Annotated in this window: 13 protein-coding genes, 1 tRNA gene and 1 pseudogene; 7 read left to right on the top strand and 8 right to left on the bottom strand. The window is 43.1% G+C overall.

All coding sequences use genetic code 11. From position 1 onward, the window contains the following. Nucleotides 1–45: 45 nt before the first annotated feature. The 5 genes from ACXACM_RS02700 to ACXACM_RS02720 form a co-directional block, all read right to left on the bottom strand. The gene (locus ACXACM_RS02700) at nt 46–2,346 is read right to left on the bottom strand and encodes a TonB-dependent receptor (protein ID WP_474819625.1); all 2,301 of its coding nucleotides are present in this window, start codon (nt 2,344–2,346) and stop codon (nt 46–48) included. Nucleotides 2,347–2,607: 261 nt separating this feature from the next. Then, complete coding sequence (locus ACXACM_RS02705) at nt 2,608–3,030, bottom strand: VOC family protein (RefSeq protein WP_474819627.1); 423 nt, start codon at nt 3,028–3,030, stop codon at nt 2,608–2,610. Between the two features lie 2 nt (nt 3,031–3,032). Then, nucleotides 3,033–3,806: an SDR family NAD(P)-dependent oxidoreductase gene (locus tag ACXACM_RS02710; protein WP_474819628.1), complete on the bottom strand. Its 774-nt coding sequence runs from the start codon at nt 3,804–3,806 to the stop codon at nt 3,033–3,035. A gap of 8 nt (nt 3,807–3,814) precedes the next feature. After that, the gene (gene hisD, locus ACXACM_RS02715) at nt 3,815–5,143 is read right to left on the bottom strand and encodes a histidinol dehydrogenase (protein ID WP_474819630.1); all 1,329 of its coding nucleotides are present in this window, start codon (nt 5,141–5,143) and stop codon (nt 3,815–3,817) included. A gap of 26 nt (nt 5,144–5,169) precedes the next feature. Next, entirely contained in the window at nt 5,170–5,469 is a 300-nt protein-coding gene (locus ACXACM_RS02720) for an antibiotic biosynthesis monooxygenase family protein (protein WP_474819631.1), read from the bottom strand. A 222-nt stretch (nt 5,470–5,691) separates the two neighbouring features. On the opposite strand from ACXACM_RS02720, the gene ACXACM_RS02725 reads away from it, so the two are divergent. The 6 genes and pseudogenes from ACXACM_RS02725 to ACXACM_RS02750 all read left to right on the top strand — a co-directional run bounded on the left by ACXACM_RS02725 (nt 5,692) and on the right by ACXACM_RS02750 (nt 18,469). Further along, nucleotides 5,692–6,624 carry an NAD-dependent epimerase/dehydratase family protein gene (locus ACXACM_RS02725; RefSeq protein ID WP_474819633.1) on the top strand — a complete coding sequence of 311 codons (933 nt, stop codon included), beginning with the start codon at nt 5,692–5,694 and terminating at the stop codon, nt 6,622–6,624. Nucleotides 6,625–6,866: 242 nt separating this feature from the next. Continuing rightward, nucleotides 6,867–7,181, top strand: a pseudogene (locus ACXACM_RS02730) (RES family NAD+ phosphorylase); the annotation flags it as partial. A gap of 246 nt (nt 7,182–7,427) precedes the next feature. Continuing rightward, on the top strand, nt 7,428–8,039 hold the full coding sequence (locus ACXACM_RS02735; protein ID WP_474819635.1) for a class I SAM-dependent methyltransferase: 612 nt from the start codon (nt 7,428–7,430) through the stop codon (nt 8,037–8,039). After that, complete coding sequence (locus tag ACXACM_RS02740; RefSeq protein WP_474819636.1) at nt 8,036–11,332, top strand: DUF3427 domain-containing protein; 3,297 nt, start codon at nt 8,036–8,038, stop codon at nt 11,330–11,332. Before ACXACM_RS02735 ends, ACXACM_RS02740 begins: the two co-directional genes overlap by 4 nt. A gap of 961 nt (nt 11,333–12,293) precedes the next feature. Continuing rightward, complete coding sequence (locus ACXACM_RS02745) at nt 12,294–14,960, top strand: TonB-dependent receptor (protein ID WP_474819638.1); 2,667 nt, start codon at nt 12,294–12,296, stop codon at nt 14,958–14,960. A 68-nt stretch (nt 14,961–15,028) separates the two neighbouring features. After that, complete coding sequence (locus ACXACM_RS02750; RefSeq protein ID WP_474819639.1) at nt 15,029–18,469, top strand: immunoglobulin-like domain-containing protein; 3,441 nt, start codon at nt 15,029–15,031, stop codon at nt 18,467–18,469. A 179-nt stretch (nt 18,470–18,648) separates the two neighbouring features. On the opposite strand, the gene ACXACM_RS02755 is transcribed toward ACXACM_RS02750, so the two are convergent. From ACXACM_RS02755 to ACXACM_RS02765, 3 genes are all read right to left on the bottom strand, one after another. Then, a protein-coding gene (locus ACXACM_RS02755) for an IS3 family transposase (RefSeq protein ID WP_474819640.1) occupies nt 18,649–19,796 on the bottom strand; the annotation gives its coding sequence in 2 pieces (ribosomal slippage) (nt 18,649–19,556 and nt 19,556–19,796; 1,149 coding nt in all). Between the two features lie 41 nt (nt 19,797–19,837). After that, a complete protein-coding gene (locus ACXACM_RS02760; RefSeq protein WP_474819642.1) occupies nt 19,838–22,222 on the bottom strand; it encodes a hypothetical protein in 2,385 nt (794 codons plus the stop codon). A 138-nt stretch (nt 22,223–22,360) separates the two neighbouring features. After that, nucleotides 22,361–22,437: transfer RNA gene (locus ACXACM_RS02765), tRNA-Arg, on the bottom strand. Nucleotides 22,438–22,675: 238 nt separating this feature from the next. Here ACXACM_RS02765 and ACXACM_RS02770 point away from each other — a divergent pair. Continuing rightward, nucleotides 22,676–23,077: a c-type cytochrome gene (locus ACXACM_RS02770; protein WP_474819643.1), complete on the top strand. Its 402-nt coding sequence runs from the start codon at nt 22,676–22,678 to the stop codon at nt 23,075–23,077. Nucleotides 23,078–23,208: the final 131 nt, after the last annotated feature.

The following is a 23,208-nucleotide window of genomic DNA, read 5'->3' on the forward strand; positions in this document are numbered from 1 at the left end:
CCCGCTGCCAATTAACTGTCAGCGGGGTTTTCTCTTATCTGTATATCAGAAGTTGTACTTAGCTCTGACACCGTAAGTACGTGGTGCTTTCAGTGCTGCATAAGTAGCGGTTGATGCCGGGCGATGTATTGCGGCAGTCATTACCGTTTCGTCAGTGATATTGTTTCCGTACAGAGTCACTGTCCAGGCCCCGCCGTTGTCTAGTGTAAATGATAGATCTGTGACACCAACAGCATCCTGTTTTTGTGAATCTTCGTAACCAATATCTAGATAGCGTTCTGTTTCGTAGTGATGCCAGACTGAGCCCACCAGATAAAGCCCGTCACTGAGTTCGAATGTGTGTTCGTACCCCAGATTCAATGTCCATTCAGGACTATTGAGTGCCGGTTTACCGGAACAATCAACCACCAGAGTAGTACCGTCATCATCGGGAGTAGTTGCACACGTGGTTACTGTTGTGTCTGCTCCTGCTCCGTCATAAATGAACTCGTCGTAACTGGCATCCAGATACTGAATATTCGCTTTCAGCAAACCGTAATCGCTGACAGCATACTGAATATCTACCTCTGCCCCCTGCATGGTGGCAGCACCGGCATTACGGGTGAGAGAACCAAATGCGCCGGACGGTAAGTAACCCAGATAAGTCACCTGCTGATCTTTATAGTCCCAGTAAAAAGCTTCAATGTTCAGCTGTAGCTGATTATTCATAAAGCGATTTTTACTACCGGCCACCAGCGCGCCGATTTCTTCCGGTTCATAGGAGTTATCGACAGAGTCAGCAAAGAAGCCGCCCGATTTAAAGCCGGTTGTGTAGTTTACATACAGCATGGAATCTGCATTCACATCGTATTCAATTCCCGCACGGTAGGTGAAGTTGCTGAAAGAGCGCTCGTCTTCAGCCTGCACAGTGTCGGGCGTATTGTTAAAGTCGTATAAGTTATACGTTTCCAGCGTCAGCGGGGACTGACGCACCTGCATCTCTTTTTCTTCTTCTGTGAAACGGGCACCTAAAGTAAAGCGAAGGTCATCAGTGGCAGACCAGGTCATTTGTCCGAACACCGCCTGACTGTCTGTGCCTAGATCAGAGTAAACATACTCACCAGCCGGCCCCCATAATGAAGCAGCAAAGGAAAAAGGCGCCGCCCAGGACAAAGATTTTTGATCTTCAGCGTAAATAAATGCACCGGCAACGTACTTAATTGCGCCGGTATCGTTTGAGGCGAAGCGCACTTCCAGTGAACTTTGCTTATTCTCGTCCTGATTGATAACCGGAAAGCCAGGCAAGTAGAAGGTTGTGTCAGGCTCAGCCACGCGGTGAGAAGGAATAACCGTCAGCGTGCCACTGTCAAAGTGAGCGTTGATAGTGGCGGACACCCCCCAGAAAGTACTGTCCTGATAGCCTTCGTAATCAACGCCCTCGTCAGCGTCATAGAAATTGAAGGTCTCAAAATCCATGTAAGTACTGACAAACTCAGGGCGGCTGAGGAAAAAGGAGGTGGGTTGGGCTGCTTCAAATGCCGCTATACTCACCAGGTCTGCACCACCAATCCGCTCATCAATTGCCGGCGCGCCGTCAGAGATCAGCACACTGCCCGCACCTGTGCCGCCAGCCTTGTAGTAGTCACCGCTCAGCAATACGTCATATTTATCATTGGGGGCATACAGGTAGTGCACCCGCAACGCTTTTCCGTCTTCGTCATCATAACTGTCTGATAAATACCCGTCGCGGCTGACCCACTGCCCGGAAATGCGCAAAGCTGAGTTGTCACTGACAGCAACATTTACCGCGCCCGCCAACTGGCGTGAATTATAATTACCAGCACTGCCGCTTATGTAGCCTTCGGTATAGCCCAGCTCGGGTTTACGGGAAATTACATTGATAGCACCGCCGGTAGCATTCCGGCCGTAAAGCGTTCCCTGAGGTCCTTTCAGCAGTTCCAGTCGCTCAAGATCGAAAAAGGTGCCAACCACAGAGCCCGGACGGCCAATGTAAACACCGTCGTAGTTGAAGGCCACCGCGTTCTCGGCAAACGCGTTCGTTCCCTGTGTACCCACACCCCGTACATAAAAACTGTTTCCTGTACCGCCGGTTTTGTTGATTTGCAGTGCAGGCACTAAAAATGACAATTGATCAGGCTGCGTGATACCGCTCTTTTCCAACTGCTTTGTGGAAATGGCCGATACCGCCAGTGCTGCTTTCTGGACATTCTCAGTACGGTGCTGGGAAGTGATTTCAATGATCTCCAGGCCGGACTGAACGTTTTCATTGTCTGATTGTGCATAAGCCGGGGTCACGGCGGTAGCAACAGCCAGGGCGAGCATAGTAGGGATTCGCGTTTTGTTCACAGGTTTGTACTCCAGGTTCTCTCATCCGTTTGTGAAACGCCGTACGATTTTTATTTTTCTGGCGACGAGATAGTGCGCCGGTTAACCGCTTGAAGCATTCACAACCCTTTAACAACTCAACAACAATAGAGAAACGAGAGAATTAAATTAAATCGCCATTTCGGATGACATATATTCGTAATTGCAATAGTGAATTCCGGGCGAAAAAAAACGGCAGTGTAACAATCACACTGCCGTTACGGACAACAGAAACGCAGGCAGTCAGCTTCTGTTTTCTTCTACAAATTCAATAAGGTTTCCTGCACAGTCACGAATAAAGCAGCCTTTACCAAACTTCTCTCTGACCACGAAAGCAACATCCGCCCCCCGTGCTTCCACGACTTCGAGAAAGCGTTCCAGATCAGGTACTTTAAACGCCACATGCTTATTGCCGTGGGTCTTTACATCTTGCGGTGGATGTCGCCTTTCTTCAGGTAATGAAGCCGCCCCTTCCACTTCAAATATTTCGAAGCGCAAATCGCCCCGTCGTACCATGGCCACCTTCGCCTTTGCAGCTTCAATGTAAAATTCCCGCTCGGTGGCGAAGTCCAGCACACTGGCATACCAGGCTTTTGCCTGCTCAAGATCAGGTACACTTACACCGCCATGATGAAATATAAATTCCGGTAATACGTTATCAGTCATATTTACTCCGCTGTCCAGCCACCATCAACTACCAGACTGGTGCCAGTCATTAATGCGGATGCATCTGATGCCAGAAACAATGCCGCGCCCATAAGATCCTGCACATTCCCCAGTCTGCCGATTTTGATTTTCTCAAGCACAGAAGCCAGAAAGGCTTTATCTTCAAAGAATGGCCTGGTCAGCGGCGTTTCGATAAACGTAGGGGCAATAGTGTTTGTGCGGATCCCGTGCGGAGCGAGATCAAGGGCCATTGCTTTATTCATGCCTTCCAGTGCCCATTTCGATGCACAATACAATGAGCGGTTAACGCCGCCCACATGGCCCATCTGTGAGCCGATATGAATTAGTGACCCTTTGATGCCACCTTCAATCATGCGCTGAATACAGGACTGTGCGACAAAATAGGCGCTTTTTACGTTCAGATTGAGTACTGCATCGTAATCGTCTTCTGTGACTTCAGTTACCGGTTTTGGCCGGTTTGTGCCGGCATTATTTACCAGTACATGAAACGGATCACTCCGTTTAAAGAACTCTCGTACCGCGTTGAGATCGCTGACATCCAGTACCTCAGCCTGCGCCTTATCTCCCCGCGCACAAATAGCCTCTGCCGCAGTTTGAATTTCGTCAGCCGAACGGGCAACCAGTGTTACCGATGCCCCGGCTTCCGCCAGTCCGGCGGCAATGGCCAGGCCAATGCCCCGCCCTGCACCGGTAACCAGCGCCCGTTTACCGTTCAGACCAAAGTCCGGTAACGCCGGTAAAGTACTGTTTGCCATAGCGACTCCTAAACCTTCGTTTTTGCGGTGGGTGTAACCGTTCCGGCATACGGCACGTCAATATTGCCGTAACGACGCACCCGCAGATTTGCCTGTTCACCATGACCGGCAAAACCTTCCAGACCACATAAGCGGGAGCAATATTCTCCGATTAATGCAGAAGCCTCGTCAGTAACCACTTTCTGGTAGGTACAGGTTTTAATGAATTTGCCGACCCACAACCCGCCGGTATATCGGGCCGCTTTCTTCGTTGGCAGCGTGTGGTTAGTGCCGATGGCTTTGTCGCCATACGCCACATTGGTACGCGGACCAAGGAACAACGCGCCGTAGTTAGTCATGTTCTTGAGGAAATAATCCGGATCAGCCGTCATCACCTGCACGTGCTCACTGGCAATTTCGTCAGCAATCTGCACCATTTCTTCGTAGCTTTCTGCCACGATAACTTCACCGAACGTTTCCCACGCTTTACGGGCATGGTCAGCAGTAGGCAGAATTTCCAGCAGACGCTCAATTTCTGCCATGGTTTCTCTGGCCAGTTTTTCTGAATTGGTCAGCAGTACACCCGGGCTATCCGGTCCGTGCTCTACCTGACCGAGAATGTCAGTCGCGCACATTTCACCGTCTACCGACTCATCAGCAATGATCAAGGTTTCTGTAGGGCCGGCAAATAAGTCGATACCCACACGGCCAAATAACTGACGCTTCGCCTCAGCAACAAATGCATTGCCCGGACCAACCAGAATATCCACACCACTGATGGTTTCGGTTCCCAGCGCCATTGCGCCGATAGCCTGAATACCGCCCAGCGCGTATATTTCATCCGCACCGGCCAAAGCCTGCGCCGCAACAATGGCAGGGGCAGGTTTGCCTTTAAACGGTGGTGCACAGGTAATAACGCGTGGGACACCGGCCACTTTCGCGGTGATAACCGACATATGGGCTGAGGCGAGCAGCGGATATTTACCACCCGGCACATAACAACCGGCAGCGTTTACCGGTAAATTCTTGTGTCCCAGAATCACTCCGGGCAGAGTTTCTACTTCTACATCTTTCATGGAGTCGCGCTGAATTTGCGCGAAATTACGCACCTGCGTCTGGGCGAATTCAATATCTTTCAGATCTTGCGGAGACAGCGAGTCCATACACGCCTGAATTTCTCCTTTTGTCAGCCGGTAGTCTTCTCTGTCCCAGTTATCAAACTTAACGGATAAGTCGCGGATAGCCGCATTGCCCCGCTTTTCAATGTCTTCAAGTGTCGCTTCTACAATCTCGCGTACTTTGCGGTCAGCATCTGCTTTAACCTGCGCTTCCGCGCCCCGCTTTAACCAAATAGCCATGGTGGTCTCCGTTACAAATAGGGTAATTAAAAGCCGTTTATCACTGTTCTGGTGTGAACCACCGCCGGCGGGGTAATAAAGAACTCAGACACCAGCGACCGCCAGGCTGCAAAGCCTTCAGACTGCCGGAAAGTTTCCATATGCGCTTCGACAGAGTCCCAGCGCACCAGCAAAACATATTCACCTTCGTTCTCAATTACTGCATCCAGAGCAAAGCTGCGGCAACCTTCTGCTTGCTTGAAGTGCTCCACAGCCAGAGTAACCGCTTTTTCAAAACGACTCTTGCTCCCAGGAGAAACGACCAGACGCGCCATTTCTGTCACCATATTTTCACTCCAAAATTCCCAGGTTAATTGCTTTATTAATTCCAGACATATTTGCCTGATAAACAAATTCACGCAGTCAACAGTTATAAATCAGTGAGTGTATTTATAAGAAATTAAGGCATGAAATCCGAATCCGAATTATTAATAAAATGTATCTGGAAAACGAATATTTAACCTTTGAAAGGTGTTTTACTATTTGTATCCACAATGAGAAGAAGGTGAATGAAAATGAAAAAAGTGGTGGTAACCGGTGCTGGCGGTTTCGTAGGGCAAAAGTTGTGTGACGCTATTCTGGCAAAGCCCGACTGGCAGTTGACTGCCATCGATATGGTATTGCCCGATTTCCTGAAAAATAATAGCCGTGTTGCGGCGTTTGAAACCCCTTTTTCAGATGAAAGTATGCTGTCAGAGGTGTTCTCATCACCCTGTGATATTCTCTTCCACCTTGCTGCAGTCCCAGGCGGAGCAGCAGAACAGACCCCTTCACTTTCAAAGGCTGTGAACCTTGATGGCACACTGACCCTGTTTTCAAAGGCGTGCGAAAATGGGCACCGCCCGCGTATTGTTTACACCAGCACGATAGCGGTTCTCGGCGCCCCAATGCCTGAAGTAGTAGACGACAACGCACCAGTTGTCCCGGCCATGACTTACGGTACTCACAAAGCCATGATTGAATTGGCACTGGCTGATTTTTCCCGCCGAAAACTAGCCGATACTGTGACAGTAAGGCTTCCCGGCATTGTCGCCCGTCCACTTGCAAAAAGTGGCCTGAAATCGGCGTTTCTAAGTGATGTTTTCCATTTGCTGAAAGCAGGCCAGCCTTATGTTTCCCCAGTGTCTGAACAGGCAACTATGTGGCTGATGTCGGTAAACCAGTGTGTAAATAACCTTATGAATGCCGCCGTGCTGGACAGCTCAAGAATGCCGGTAAGCCGAGTGGTGACACTGCCTGCAGTAAGAACCAGTATGCGTGAATTGGTTAAGGAAATTGCCACGCAGACAGGCGCGTCTGAAGAACTGGTCAGCTGGAAGCCGGATGCAGCATTGGAAGAAGGGTTTGGAAAACAGCCCCCCTTATTTACGCCAGCCGCAGAGCATGCCGGATTCAGCCACGACGGTGACATTACAGCACTGGTAAAGAACACACTTTTGTAAATTTATTGTTTTAATATTGTAAAGCTTCAGTGGTGGCGGTATATTCGGTATATCTTACAGGCGGGAGACATTCCAAATGATATATTTTCTTTGCGATATTTTAACTATGTGCAATCCGGAACTTATTAAAAAAAATGAAGATGCAGAATCTCCGGAAATAGCAGAATCGCCGTCATCATAATTGCGAAAAGAATTAAAAATCTACTTTTCTTGCACATTCAGGCAATGGCAACAGTAAAGGCAAAGCGTGTGTCTATTGCGCTTCAACCGAAGCGCTGGCGCAACCGGACATGCTGGTGCATTTACAATACTTTGAATTATTGCAGCACTACACACTTCTTGAAGTCACTTTAAACATCAATCAAATAATGCGTTTAGACACACTCCCCGATAACTGGCGGGCAGACCCTGCTCCGACGGAAACCGCGACAATAGGCGACCAGTGGCTAAAACAAGCTCCAAGCGTGGCTTTACAGGTTCCCAGTACGATCGCAACAAATGACAATAGCCTTTTATCAAACCCCGCCCACAAAGACTTTAATGCTATTAAGGCATAGGCTAAAGCATTGCCATTTCAATTTGATGCTCGTTTGAAGTGAGTTTTGCCTAGGTCTGTTTCCAGAGTGTTGGTTTTCGGCTTTGATAGCGACCTAGAGGATCTAATCTTGGTAATCGTGGTTGTTTTCAAAGAAAGGGATGGCATCTCTGTCTCCTCACATAAAATTGCCGGCAAAGTCCCCCACTAGCGGACGTACTTGGTTTAGGTTATCTTAACCATTATCTAAGAAAGGATTCTTTAGCTTGTGAAAAGAACTATTCAGCATTACAGCGACCAAGCCCAGCACTACTTCTCGCTATATAATTCGGTGAATCCTGAAGATGTGCACAACGATTGGAAAGCATTTCTTGGTACAGTAACACCTGGCAAAGCATTAGATGTAGGTGCCGGCAGCGGCAGAGATGCAAACTGGCTGGCGCAACAAGGATGGCAAGTTATAGCAACCGAGCCTGCAGATACCTTAAGAGAGCTTGCACAGCAAAACTCCCATTCAAATGTTAGATGGAGTCACGCTAGCTTACCTGACTTACAAGAACTCCCTCACTCTGACCAAAAGTTTGATTTAATATTACTCTCTGCTGTTTGGATGCATTTACCAGAGGCTACCAGACCCGAAGCATTAACTCGCCTTGCGGAACTGCTTTCAGTCAACGGTCGGATTTATATAAGCCTGCGGTTCGGCCCTAGTGACGAAAACCGCCCAATGTACCCCGTAAGTTATGAAGCACTACAAGTTCTCACTAACAAGAATGCCTTAGTAGCTCGAAACTTGAATCCAGTCCCAACCGAAGACACCTTAAGCCGTAAAGAAGTGAAATGGGTTACTGTTGAATTAATGCGTGAAGTAAACAAATGACGGCCGTCAACTATCTCATCACAGGTAGAGATCAACACTATCTTCTACACGAAATTCGAAACGCGCTTAAGACAGCCACTAATATCGAAATTGCCGTATCGTTTATTCGTAACTCAGGTCTTAACCTGATCATTGAGGATATTGAAGATGCGATGGCTTCTTCACTGAGGAATGTGAAACTTTCACTGCTCACCTCAGACTATATGAATATCACTGAGCCGCAGGCTTTAAAGCGTTTAATGCTGCTAGAAGAGCGCGGTGCAGATATTCGAATTTACGAAAGCAAACAGGCCACCAGCTTTCATTTAAAGTCCTACATTTTTGTGAGAAACGACGAGCAAGGCCTGGCTTCAGCGCGGGCGTTTGTCGGTTCGAGCAATATCAGTAAGACGGCGCTGACCGATGGAATTGAATGGAACTATCGTATCGATTACCCCAATGACAACGATCTCGAATCGATCGCTCGAATCAAGGAAATCCGGGAGCAGTACAATTACCTATTAGAGCTACCACAGGTTACGTCGCTGACATTCGATTGGATAGCCGAATACGAAAAACGTTACGAAAAGGCCAGGAAAATAACGCCCTTGTATTCATCGGCTGCACTTCCTGATGAACAAGAGCATGAAATCCCTACGCCCAAAGAACACCAAATTGAAGCATTAGAGGCTTTGCTGCAAGCCAGAGATTCAGGCATTACCAAAGGACTAGTTGTACTTGCTACCGGCATGGGTAAAACCTACTTGGCAGCTTTTGATGTGGCGAATTTTAAGGCCAAGAAAGTACTATTTGTGGCACACCGAAAAGAGATATTACTGCAAGCCGAAGCGAGCTTCTTAAAAATTTTACCCAATAAAAAAGTGGGTAGATTTAGCGGAAAACAGAAAGATGTAGAATATGACTTGCTGTTTGCATCAGTACAAACCATAGGGCAACCCGCGCATCTTACTAAGTTTGGTCCTAACACTTTCGATTTCATTATTGTTGACGAGTTTCATCACGCCGCTGCCAACGGGTATCAAAGGCTGTTACAACACTTTACACCTAACTTCATGCTGGGGCTAACCGCTACGCCAAATAGAACCGACGGCAGTGACATCCTTAAGCTTTGTGATAATAACCTAATTTATCAGCAAGACTTATTCGATGGTGTTAAAGCACAGGTATTATGCCCTTTTACTTACTTTGGTATTTTCGACAAAGAAGTCGATTATGAGCACCTGCCCTGGCGAAACGGTAAGTTCGATCCTGAAAAGTTGTCCAACAAACTGGCAACGAAAGGACGCTCAAAGCATGTATTGAAGGAATGGCAAGAAAAAGCTCAGAATGTGACGTTAGCATTTTGTGTGTCACGGAAACACGCCGATTATATGGCCGATTACTTCAACGAGCACGGTGTTAAATCAGCCAGTGTGCATTCAGATTCTGCACTAACCCGAGGTGAAGCGTTAGAGCAACTGAGTACAGGTGAAATTAATGTACTGTTCTCTGTAGATCTATTTAATGAGGGTATGGATTTACCGCAAATAGATACGGTTCTGCTATTGCGACCTACTGAATCAAAGATTCTTTTCTTACAGCAGATGGGACGGGGGTTACGCCAAAGTGAAGGGAAAGAAAAACTGGTGATCCTGGATTTTGTAGGTAATCACCATTGCTTTTTAAACCGCCCTGAAATGCTGTTTGCAGGGCTTACCAATAAACCGCAAAACCGACAACAACTGGTGGAATTAGCGAAAAACCCGCAGCAGTTATTACCCGATGGCTGTTACGTAAACTTCGATTTAGACTTTATAGATTTCCTAGCGAGCCTTTGTGAAGACCAACTAGATATTCAATACGACAAGTTAAAGTCCACCTTAGGCCGAAGGCCAACCTATACTGAATTTTTTAATAGCGGCGCAAGCATCGACAAGCTTCGCAGAAACCGTGGCTCCTGGTGGGAATTCGTAGATGCCAAAGGGGATATCTCGGCCGACGAGCTAGAAGTATTAGAATTACACCTTCAATGGTTCAAGGATTTAGCCGTTACACGCCTTTCAAAATCATACAAGCTCGTATTGCTCGACACGCTAATTGAGCATCATGCCTTCCTAGTACAAAGCAGCTTTGAAGACTTAGCCGAATGGGCTAGACAGTGGTACAAGAATAATCCGGCTTGGTTGGGTGACTTACCCGATAGTAAACAGAAAATTGAAGAAATCAGTAAAACCGCTTGGAAGAACCACTGGCTAAGTAATCCAATAAAGTTTTGGTGCACCGAGGAACCCGAATCCAAAATTTCATGGTTTACTAAAGCCAATCAACTATTCAGCTTTAATCAAACCATTCAAGCCGAGCACAGTGATACTTTCGCCAGCATGACCAAAGAGGTCGTGGCTCAAAGGTTAGCCGCATACAAACAAAGTCGATTACCGGCATCCGACCACACAGCAAATGTTATTCACTTTCCTAAAGCAACACAGTTGCCGTATTTTCCCGACATCAAAATTGCATGCGGTCACTTCAAAACCGGCAACGCCGGCGTATCTGAAATGGTCAATGCGCCAAGTGGCTTTGGCAATTTAGACACCAATAAACATTTTATTGCCAGAGCATCGGGCAACTCCATGAATGGCGGTAAGAACCCAATATATGACGGCGATTACCTGTTATTAGAGCAAATTACACCTAACAACGCCGGGAGTATTACTAATTCCACGGTAGCCATAGAACGCCAAGACACGGCTGGAGATAACCAATACCTACTTCGGAAAGTACTTAAAAACGCTGATGGAACATACACGCTTAGAGCCGCCCACCCTGACTACACGGATGTAATAGCCAGTGAAGACATGGTGACGTTTGCGCGACTAAGAGGGAAAGTTGACCCGCTCGATCTGTTTGCTGGCCAAGAGTTTATGCGCGAAGACATTCCGCCCTTGTTCAACGAAGCTTTTAATCCAGGAAATTGGCAATCTGGCCATGTAGTACTTAATGAAAAGAACGTACAAGTATTGTTAGTCACACTCAACAAACAGGGCAAAGGTAGCGACCATCAGTACCATGATTACTTCATAGACGAAAAACACTTTCACTGGCAGTCTCAAAATAGCACTTCTCCAAACAATAAACGTGGCAGGGAGATCATAGAGCACCAGAATATGGATAGCCGAGTATACTTGTTCGTTAGAGAAAATAAGTTAAGAGGAAAAACGGCCGCCCCGTTCATGTTTTACGGTGAGGTTACTTACGCTGAGCACAAAGGCGAGAGGCCAATGAATGTGACTTGGGAGCTATTAGCAAGTAACTAAACTATACCGGCATTATGTAATTCATCGCAGACGGATTTTATCTTTATGCAAAGCCACAAACATGTAGGTGTTTTAATTCCAACCTGTTTTTGTAGTAGCAGAGCATGGAATTGCTTTCAGTTCTCAAGGTCACCTTTATTTTTCCCCTCCGCACTCGGAATAGTGACTAAATTCTCACAGAAGAGAACTTCGCCTCGCCCTCCAGGCCGCACTTCTCATCCACTGGCCGACGTAATATTCAGTAGTATGGTTTCCACATGGCTGCATATTTCGGCCCGTTCCGATCACTCAGTTCAATCTAGTCCGCTCACCTACCATTTACATATTCAACTTGCTCTTTTAATTCGCGGATTTCGTGCTGCCCTTCGGTCATCGGCGTTGCCTGAGGTATTTTATCCTGTCGCTCTTCGTGAAATTAGCGAACCCACTCTCCAATCGTTGAATAACCGTCACCCATCGCATCGGCAGCTTCTGAATGTGAGTACCCTTGATCGACCACCAGCGGTGCAGTTTCGAGTCTGAATTCAGGACTGACCTTGGGCCTTTCTCCTTAGTCATTTTGTCACCTAATGTTGTTCATAGTAGCTCTAATTAGATGGCCAAATGCACTATGCCACTGCAGATGTCAGTATTTGTCAGTGATGATTTTTTGTTAGCCACTTGTCGCTAGCACTACTTTCTCGCAGTCAAGACATGGCTTGAAATGCGTTAAAGCGATGCACAATCCAATCGGGTTACCCCAATAATCATTCATACAGAACACTAGGCTTCAGCAACCCCCAAAATGATAACGTTAACTGAGAACGAAACTAAAAACCTTTATCCCCACGACAATAAATTTTATAAAGATCATAAAAAACATAATTTTACAATAACATCATTTCGTTAACAAAAACTTGACAATTAACCAAAACAGCATGTAGCATGCTTTAATGTTATCGTTAACAACACAAGGGTTTACATGAAAAGCTTACAAATCCAAAAAAATAAAACGGCCGCCGCGATTGCTGTAACTTCCGTGTTGCTGGGAAATATTACAAATTCTGTTGCTGATACGGCGGATGGCACTGGAGATGAAGAAATAGAAATCATTTCTGTGAAAGGAGTACGCAGTAGTGTTATTAGTGCGTTAAATATGAAAAGGGAAGAAGTTGGGGTCATGGATGCAATTTCATCTGATGATATTTCAAGTCTTCCAGACGAAAATATTGCTGAATCAATTCAACGAATTGCTGGTGTTCAAATAGAACGCGACGGAGGGCGAGGAGCAAGAATAAGCTTACGGGGAATGGGTCCTGAATATGCTGCTACAACATTGAATGGCCAAACGTTTGCAGCTGCCGCTGTAACTGGAGGTTTTCGCTATGACATTGTCCAATCAGAATTGGCCTCGAGTATTCAGGTATACAAAACGCCAATGGCCAGCATTGATGAGGGTGGCTTATCTGGAACTGTCAACATATCAACGGCTAAACCACTGCAGTTTGATGGACGGAGAGTTCTGGTCAAAGCCGACGCGACCAGGAATGTTGATTTTGGTAGTACTACTCCAAGTTTTGGATTTACGTTAATTGATCAATCAAATGATAATAAGTTTGGCTACAGTATTAATGTTGGCTACCAGGAGCTTGAAACCTTATACGATGCAATGTACGCAAGTAATTGGGTTGCGCTAGATTTAGATAATGATTCATCGATTGACTACGTCGATGGCAAACCTGTTGAAAGACCTGAGAGAGTTAGATTACGCAGGGAGACTAACTCTATTGAGAGAAACCTATTCAGTGGTGCATTGCAATATAGACCATATGAGTCGTTGGAATTTAACTTGTCTGCAGTAGCCGCAATAGACAAACGTGATATACATCTTCAGCAATTTATTCCATTTTTTAGTACCGGCTCTATTACCCTTATGAATTCAGTTGATGGATATTATCCGAACTTACTAGTCGAAAATGTAAAGGTCGAGGGTAATAACACCAACAACTTAGAAGATCGTCATAGCTATGCGATGACAGGGGATTTTACTTGGCAAGCAACAGAAGATTTGTCAGTGAAAGGAGTCGTACACTATACAGAAGGCGAATTAGACAAACATGAGTATAACCGAGTGGTAAGTATTAATACTGACCTTGAAGTATATCTCGATAGCAATAGTCCCACTTTAATTTCAAATGGTCTAAACCCAATCTCTGAACCATCTTCCTGGTCAAATGAAAACCTACTAAACAACAATATCGGTGCAATTCCATTCTCTCAGCAAACTGACGAAACAGCCGGCCAACTGGATTTTACCTACGACCCAGGTTGGAACTATTTAACAAGTATTGAGTTTGGTGTTAAATATCGAGCACAAACATTGCGAACAGAAAAAGTTTGGCATATCGGTCGTTTCACTGGACTCGACTCTCCATTTCCAGACATTTCAGAAGCTTATGACATAATTTCGGATCTAACTAGTGGAGAGGTGACCGGGTTTTCTACTTATGTTTTAGCAAACATTGAAGATGCATTTGACGAATTTGGAAATCCAGAGAATGTAATTGAAGGAGATCCTCGAACTGGGAATTTCTATGAAATTAATCGAGATATATTTAATTCTTATGCACAAATCAATTTTCATACGGACCAGCTTCGTGGAAATATTGGCATTCGTTACGCAAAAACAGAGCGCGAAGTAAATACCACTGACACTATTAATGGCGCAACTTCTGCGGTCACAACTCAATTCGACTACGATAATTTATTACCTAGTTTGAATTTGGCCTATGACCTGACTGACGAAATTGTACTCAGAGCTGCAGCAGGTAAAGTATTAGTCAGACCTATTATTAGCGGGTCAGCGTCTTTTAACCGTACTTTAAGTGAGTCAATTGACTCTTTAGGGAGAAATACAGTAACAGTCAGAGAGGGTAGTATCGACTTACCAGCGTTAACTGCAAATCAGTTTGATCTCAGCGCCGAATGGTATTTCTCCGAAGCAAGCGCAGTGTCGGTTGCTTATTTTTCAAAAGATATCAATAACCAAGTTCGAACCGAATCTTCATGCCCTTCAGATTTTGACTTTGCAATAGTTAACGAAGCGACGAATGGTGACTGTGTGGATGCAGAAGGCACAATTTGGAATATTCTACGAAATAGAGTAACGAATGGAACTCTTGAAATAACAGGTTGGGAATTTTCATATAGCCAAGCATTCGACTTTTTACCAGAACCACTTGACGGGTTTGGCATAGTTACAAACCTCACTAAACTTGATGCGAAGAATCCAGACGAAGATATTCCACTATTAGGCTCTTCAGAAACTACCTATAACTTAATTGCCTATTATGAGAAGGGGCCATTTTCTGCGCGGCTGGCATTGAATCATCGTAGTGATTTTTATTCCGGGGCTTACTACAATGCTTATCACGCAGGTCTAACGAACCCTCGTCCAGGCACACGCCTGGATGCTAGAAACCAACTCGATTTATCAATGAGCTATGATTATAGCGAAAATCTCCAATTCTCTTTTGAAGCTTTAAATTTAAATAAAGACTTTGAAAAAGCTTATAATTTTGGAGACAGACTCACCTACATCGGCACATTTGGTCCTACTTACAGTCTTTCTGTGAGATATCTAATGTGATTAACCTCGCAATGTAATTTTGGGCTCGAATAGAGCCCGTCGGTTTTCTATAAAATTTAGACATGAGTATGAAACGATTTTTTTATCAATATGTGTTGTTTATCTATATTACCTTTCTAACTATATCGCCAGTTGAAGCTGATGTTCACAGAATAGATGCTTCTGAAGAAATCAATTATGAACTACTTGGAAATGAATACTCATTATTTAAAGACGAAAATTTACATGTGGGTAGAAATAAAGTTGTGAAACTCCATTTTAACATTCCAGGAAAAATGAGCACTAACACACTGTCCGAAGTTAAACTCAATTTATACAAACTGGCCACGCAAAGTACAAACTTAAAAATTTGGATTTTTGAAGAACCAGGCGATATTCATCCTTCTCACTTCTATAATGTTACTAAAACTAAGCCAGATATTCTAAAACCAGTCCCTAACTCAGAACTGAAAATAAGCGTCGATATTACGAAATTCGTAAGCTTAAATAGTTCACATAAAAAAACTTTCTATCTGATAATCGATGGGATGAACACGCAAAATTCTACAAAATTTATTTCTTCAAGTACTAGCGATTCAGAAAAGAAACCCTACTTATTAGTAGAGTTCTTACCAACTGAAAAAGTATTGAGTAAAACTCTTGAGCACTTAACATCACTTAATGATGAAAAAATATTCAGCGCAATTGATTTACCTCTAGTACTACCAAATGGAGCAACAGTGAAATGGTTCTCTTCTGAGCCAGAGGTCATTACCAATGAGGGTCGAGTAATCGAAAGACCTGCTAATAAAGACCGTACTGTAAAAATTACTGCCCATGTATCACTTAATGGACTCGAAGCCACAAAGGAAATTGCATTTACCCTAAGGGGCGAATATCAGGTAGATGTAACACATCCCCAAATATACATAGATGACAACGCAAGAAAGGAACTTAAAGAAAAGCTTGACCGCTTTGATTGGGCTCAATCATCATTAACCAACATTCTAGAAGAAATCAAACCATATGTTACGCGGCACGAGTATGACCCGGAGTGGATCCTTTCGAGGATGTCGATGTATTGGAAAAATGGAGAAAGGTGCACGCAAGTATATCTGGCCAAACAAATGTATGATTATTGTAAAGGAAATGCACCTGTTCCAACCGTGAGATATCCAGGGATGCGAAAATGGAATGCAAATAAGAACGCACCATTAGAAAAAAGGACTACTTACAGCAATGGCCCTATGAGAAATCAGTTTCTTGAGTTAATTCCATATAAAGAAACAGGTCATATGGTTCGAATCAATAATGAAGAGATTCTCGAATTAGCTAAAAAATCAGCGTTTATATATTGGCTAACACAAGATGATTCTTATGCAAAATTTGCTGGAGATATATATTGGCAGTGGATTTTAGGTACTTATTACATGCAGCCAGCAATTGATCCAAATGAGTCTTTAGGCGGTCCGGGCGGATACGAAGCAGGTGGAATCGGTGGGTACTATGACATGGAAGTTATTCATGATTTAACAGGAGGTAAAGCTGCAATAATTTATGACTTTTTATTTGATTACTTAGCTAACAACCCAGCTGAACATGCTATCGAGATAAATAAGAATGTTGAAGAGATTTCCAGAGTTGTTTTTAAAAGATTTATTGACATTGCCATGGTACGCGGCTTTCTTGACGGAAATTGGAACGTAAACACATGGCTAAGCATTGTCCCTATAATTCTTGCGCTAGAAGACGATGATTTCTATGCCGATGGTAAGGGCAAACAACACTACTTGCAGTTTTTTACAACAAAATCGTCAAAATTTCATCGAGCTATACCAGAAATTATTGACGGATATGATCCAGTTACTGGTTTATGGCATGAATCACCCGTTTATTCTGTTGAGACGCTCGCATCACTATTAGATTTAGCAATACCGATACTACATACAGGGACTGATATTCTAAAAGGAAACAAGGTATTTAAGAAAGCAGCTTTTGCGATACCAAATTGGCTAGATCACCGAGGGAATTTAGTAGTGTTTGGTGATGGTAGAGGAGGCCCGCCGCCCATAAGACTCTTTGAAAGGTTATATACATATTATTTGCAAACTGGTGACATGAAATCTGCGTCAGATGTTGCATCGGAATTAACAAAAGCAATTAAGAACAAACACTACAGCCGTAACAACCTATCTTTTGTAGATCTAATTTTAAACCTCCCTATTGAAGGAAGATCAATCAACAAAACAGAAACAAAAGGTGTATATTCAGAGCATCACCGACACTTAATTCTAAAAAACGATGTTGATAACAATTATGAAATGATGGCAACGCTTTATGGTGGTCATAACGGACAAGACCATATGTCCCCTAACGGCTTGGCTATGCAACTGTATGGATTTGGATGGGCGTTAGCTCCCAACGCTAAAGCCTATGAATCATACTGGAGCGAAGACTACGACTACTACTCAGGACCACTTGCAGCTAACACCGTAGTGCCTGGATATAGATTTGGTCCAATAAAAGTTAACGGCATGGATCCGGCTGTTTCAGAAGACCAACTCGCAAGTTCAGTTGGTATTTCAGATAACTTTCAATTTATTGATGTCTCTGCAGAAGAGAAACAACGTCTTATTGCAATTGTAAAAACACCTTTAGGCGGTTTTTATCTTGATATCTTTCGTTCAAATCTGCCAGACAACGATTATATTTATCACAATCTCGGCAGTACAACCTCGATATCAACTGAGGCAGTCGGAACAAGTGAACAGTACATTGAAGCTTTGGAGAACACTGAGTCACTAAATTATACATTTTTTAAGAACGTTAAATCATACAGAACTGACGATGACTTTAAGTCAACTTGGCATCTGCTTGATGAAAATGGTATTGATAACATTCAAATGAACATGTGGATGATCGGCCAAAAGGGTAGAACTATCTATTCCGTTGATGCTCCGCCAAATTCACTGCGAACTAACGTGTCTCCATATAATTTAAATGTTGCACCGAAAACGACACCAACTTTAATTGTTAGACAAATTGGTAACAACGCTAGACATGCTCCTTTTATGTCTGTTTTTGAACCCGTAAAGGGATTTGCGGAGAGCGTACTGAATGTTGAATCTATAAAAGGTCAAGGCGACTCAACAGCAATTGTCGTTAAGTCCCAGTCTTCAAACCCTAGCCATACATTTGACACTTATATTTATAGTTCAGGCAATGAAAGCTTACACGAAATAAAAGATACTTTTTTTAGCGGAAGTTTCGCTGCAGTCACCATCGATAAAGAAGAAGTCAAGGAATTGTATCTTGGAAACGGCAGACACTTAAAGTTCAGAGACCTCGGTTTATATTCAGTCGATAATGTACCTGTGACTGTTAGTTTAAAGGTCTTACAAAAATGTTCTTACGTCTATTCTGCAACCGGTGCAATAAAAGTTTCAGTACCTTCTTATTGCAAAAAAAGCAAAGAACTTGATTTATTCAAATTACCTCCAAGTAAAAACGCAAAAATCGACCTCAATTAATATGATGAAAATTAAACAAAAAAACACTATTAAGGAATCCATTCAATAGCATGCGTCAAGGTAATTCTTTCGGGGTGCTGCTTTACTTTCAACATCCTCACTATTATGTACCTTATTAAGTTAATAGTAAGAACTTTTCACCAGCACTGAATATATTTTAATGAATCGACCAGACTTTACTAGACAGATTTTCGTTTGAATTCTTCTAGCTTTTCATAAGCCAGTGGAGGCATATTATTCGCTTCACCATGCTTGCGTCTAGAGTTATAAAACATTTCGATATAATCGAATATGTCGGCTCTTGCATGTTCACGTGTTGTATAAATTTTTCTCTTTATTCGCTCTCGCTTAAGTAGTTGGAAGAAGCTCTCTGCGACGGCATTGTCGTGGCAGTTTCCTCGACGACTCATGCTGGCCTTGAGATTATGCTCTGTTAAGAAGTCACTCCACTCATAGCCTGTAAATTGACTCCCTTGATCTGAGTGTATGAGCACTTCATTGTTGGGCTTTCTTCGCCATACTGCTGCTAGCAGTGCCTGAGTAACGAGTTCTGATTCCATGCGAGAACTCATCGACCAACCAACAACAGCTCGAGAGTATAAGTCTAAAACGACGGCGAGGTAGAGCCACCCTTCATGAGTTCGGATGTAGGTAATGTCAGTGACCCAGTATCTGTTCGGTGTAGCAACCGTAAACTGCCTATCAAGCACGTTATCGGCAACAACCGCAGGCTTGCCGCTGAAGTGGCCTTTATGTTTTTTATAACCGACTTGTGCCTTTATACCTTCTAGCTTCATCAATTTAGCTACACGGTGCTTACTGCAAGCTTCGCCTAAATCCTTAAGGTCACTCGTGACTTTTCTGTACCCATAGACACAGCCACTTTCTAGCCAAGAATGCTTAATTAACCCCATCAGGCGCTCGTCTTCTAACTGTCGCTTTGATTTCGGCTTATCCACCCATGCATAAAAGCCACTTCGTTGTATTGAGAGTGCTTCACACATGAGTTTTATTGGGTAATTCTTGAGCCTGGCTTTTATGAACGCGTATTTTTCTTTGACTCGCCCGCGAAAAATACGGTGGCTTCCTTTAGGATGTCGCGTTCCATTGTTACGCGTTTAAGCTCTTTTTCTAGCTGCTTAATTCGGTCGGATTGTTCTTGAGATTGCTTATGCTCTTCACTGTCTGGGCCGTAGGCTTTTATCCAGTTATACAGCGAACTGCTAGTCACTCCCAGCCTCTCAGACACACTTGCCACCGAATAACCTCGATCGGTAACTTGTTTAACGGCTTGTATTTTAAATTCTTCTGTAAATCGCTGAGACACCTTTTATCCTTAGTACACATAATTATAAAGCAATTAAGTGTCTAGAGAAGTCTGGTCGATTCAACGATTAATATTGACTCATCCTCAATTGAAAATTTAAAGTACGCGTATGTTTCTACTATCAAAGAATCTGTTTTTTGAGTCATTACAAAAAGTAAAGGGTATTCACCAAAGCCAGATTCGAATTGGGTAGCCTTAATGGATACTCTTGCAGACCTCACTATTATTGTTTCTGACTCCGTCACGGGTATCCCTTTCCAACCCGAGAATTCACGATGATACCAATATGAAGTTGAACTTAGCTCATGGCTATATTTTTCAAAGCCTAAGGAAGATAACGTTTCCGCCTTAGAAAAGAAAATGGCTTTTTCGTGCTTTTGCACAGAGGAAATTTCGCCCTGTGTAGCGCTCGACTTTAAGTGAGAGTAAATATGACTGACAAGCGAAATATAGATGCTGCAGCCATCAAAATTAGCAAGACCCTTTTTAAATTCGCTTCTATTTATCAAAACTTCAGGTTCCAGCACACGACTAGTTCCAGCAATTTCAAATAAGCTCAAAAAACCATCACTCCGATTTAAATAATTCTTTCCAATATATTCTCTAAGATACGCTTTTCCCTCTTCAAATTTATCAATACTAGCGTCTTTAGCCCTTTCTAAAGTGTTTGACCTGGACTTCAGCGTATCAGCTAGCTCTAAACAGCTACGGTCCATATCAATTACTTCTTCGCTTAGGCTTGTTAAGATATTGCAAAAGCTTTTGCTATATTCCTGTGGGCTTAGTCCAGGGATGATAATATTCCCTTTGGCTTTTTCCTTTAGCCATAACAAAACAAAAGCACTTGCTTGAATAACATAATCTTTTAAACCTTCTCTGTCATAGAAGAAAACATTATCTGAATAGTACCCTTCATTTCTATTTAATAAGCCAAAAAGCTGCGCTACGTCTTCAGGGAAAACATTCTCTCCTACATAATTAGCATTTGCGCTATCTGGTTGCCTCCAATTGAGACAATATCTTAGCTCATCAAATCTTTTACAAAAGACCATTGCCCCCATCATTTGTAAAACAAGCAATTCTACGGAATTCTTATAGGCATGCTCGTATAGGTGGGCATAATTGAAACTAGAAATAAGTTCCTCTAACTCGGCTTCGGAGAATGGCGATGAAACCTTATACTCCCCATACTTTTTATATATCTCCGACGAGCCAACCAAATTTAATTCACTAATCCATTTCTCGGAATCTGTTAACTTGTAATTACCCTCAACAATTTTTTGCAAATAAAGATAAGCCCAAAATTTACTCCCATCATTACGGAGGGAGAAGCGAATATCGTGACAAAATGGTAAACTTTCCATCAAGTTTTTATAAAAACCAGCTATCTTATCCGGCCTTTCTTTGCAAACCAACTGAAAAATACTCTGTGCTATTTCAAGCGCTTCAGAAATACCTTTTGAACTATACCTAAGGTCGAAATTCTGACGAAAATCATTTATTCTAGATAGCCATTCACATTCTAAAACAAGATCAATGCCTTTATCTGTACGATTACTTTGCCATCTAGCTAATTCATAAAGTTCTTGCCTCACATTAATTCCAGTATCACTTGAATAACTTTCAGAAACTATTTCTTCATATAAAGGACTGTGAAAAATAATGCTCAGATAGGAAGACAAATTACGCTGAGTTCTAAATGAAAGCTCTGTATCGCCGGCCTTTCTTACAATTCTCACAATATTTAGCAAAAAGCTCCAATATGTTTTAAGGTAAACGATATCTTTACTATCCAACCCGACAACATATCGTTGATTAGATGAACCAAAATACCTACCACAAAAGGATTTATGAAGCTGAGGCAATAAAGATCTAATATTTTCATCTTCTAATTTCGTTTTAACTTTAAAAGATAACACTTCCAATCCCGCCAAAAATTCTTCATATTTGGCTAGCGGTATTTTTCTTTTATTTTTTATCTGCAATAAATCGGGAAGAAAAAGGTGAGCAGGCTGAATAATTTTTCTATACATCCTTATATAAAAAACTGAAGTCCATAGTAAAATCAGAAGAAACAGCAATAGAACGAATTTCTCCAAGACAATTAAAAAAAACGTTTTTTCTTCATGTATTGAATTCTGGCTTAACATGTCGAATAGCATTGTCGAAGCAATATAGATCATTGTTGCTACTATTAACGTTGTAGGAGTAATTATTTTTCCACTCATCGCTCTTTTGACAATAAATGGATTATCATACTTCTCTGATATTGTGTGGGCTACCTGTATAGCTAGTGGTATACCTATGGCAACAAAGCCAGCTATTATCGCGTATGTATTCCCTACGACCTCTTCAAATTCCCAGCTTCTATTAAGAATACTGATAATTTTGTCCGAGTGCTCTCCGAGCAGCATACTGAGTTCCATTGCGGTTCCTATGGCTAAGGTAATAGAGTATTAGTCTACTTCTGGGTACAACAAGGCGCAATTACTGCTACACATTTGCTACATATTTCAAAAAAGGAATTTTTAGAAGAAGAGAATCGGGCTACAGCCCTTTAAAAATGGCGCACCCGATAGGATTCGAACCTATGACCTTTGCCTCCGGAGGGCAACGCTCTATCCAGCTGAGCTACGGGTGCGTAACAGAATGCTAATGCTGAATTAACTCAATGTAAGTTACCAGCCCTTAGCGGGAGCGTTATAATACTTATGCATTGAGCTGGCTTCAACCTATTTGTGTGTAAGTGTTTAGATATAATGCAAATCAACATTTCACACACTTTTTATAGGTATTTGTTGCCTAAATGTTGTTCGCAATAATTAAACCGCTATAATCAGGCGATTATCATTATATAAGACCGTAGCCTGGAGACAGACGTGAAAGTAAAAGCAATGTTAGGTGTAGCTTTGTTTGCGCTGGGAATGAGCACCACATTCGCGCAAGAAATGTCCAACGAAGAAATCGTTGAGCGTATTAAACCTTATGGGTCTTTGCATATTGCAGGCGCATCCGCTGCTGACGCAGGCGGTTCCGCAGCGCGCTCTGGTGAAGAAGTGTATAACGGCGCTTGTGTTGCTTGTCACGGCTCTGGTGTACTCGGCGCGCCTCGTTTGCAAGTTGCGGCCGACTGGCAGCCTCGTCTGGACGAAAAAGGCCTTGATGGCGTTTGGCAAAATGCAATCAACGGCATTAATGCTATGCCACCTCGTGGTACTTGTACTAACTGTAGCGATGACGAGATTAAAGCCGCTATAGAGTACATGATCGAAGGCATCTAGTTATTTTTACCGATACTCAGAAGCAGTTTTTCAATTTTGCTTCTGAGTATTGAACTTCATACGGATACCCATATTCTCTGCACTTACCCTAAATTTGCCCGTAAAAAGTGGCGTTTTTAGTACAAATCGGG

It is taken from the genome of Alteromonas sp. AWQ4_252, from assembly GCF_056158205.1.

Coding starts and splice junctions, on each gene's coding strand:
- hisD (WP_474819630.1), bottom strand. CDS start 5,143: ATGGCTATTTGGTTAAAGCGGGGCGCGGAAGCGCAGGTTAAAGCAGAT.
- ACXACM_RS02740 (WP_474819636.1), top strand. CDS start 8,036: ATGACGGCCGTCAACTATCTCATCACAGGTAGAGATCAACACTATCTT.
- ACXACM_RS02705 (WP_474819627.1), bottom strand. CDS start 3,030: ATGACTGATAACGTATTACCGGAATTTATATTTCATCATGGCGGTGTA.
- ACXACM_RS02750 (WP_474819639.1), top strand. CDS start 15,029: ATGAAACGATTTTTTTATCAATATGTGTTGTTTATCTATATTACCTTT.
- ACXACM_RS02720 (WP_474819631.1), bottom strand. CDS start 5,469: ATGGTGACAGAAATGGCGCGTCTGGTCGTTTCTCCTGGGAGCAAGAGT.
- ACXACM_RS02725 (WP_474819633.1), top strand. CDS start 5,692: ATGAAAATGAAAAAAGTGGTGGTAACCGGTGCTGGCGGTTTCGTAGGG.
- ACXACM_RS02710 (WP_474819628.1), bottom strand. CDS start 3,806: ATGGCAAACAGTACTTTACCGGCGTTACCGGACTTTGGTCTGAACGGT.
- ACXACM_RS02745 (WP_474819638.1), top strand. CDS start 12,294: ATGAAAAGCTTACAAATCCAAAAAAATAAAACGGCCGCCGCGATTGCT.
- ACXACM_RS02760 (WP_474819642.1), bottom strand. CDS start 22,222: ATGGAACTCAGTATGCTGCTCGGAGAGCACTCGGACAAAATTATCAGT.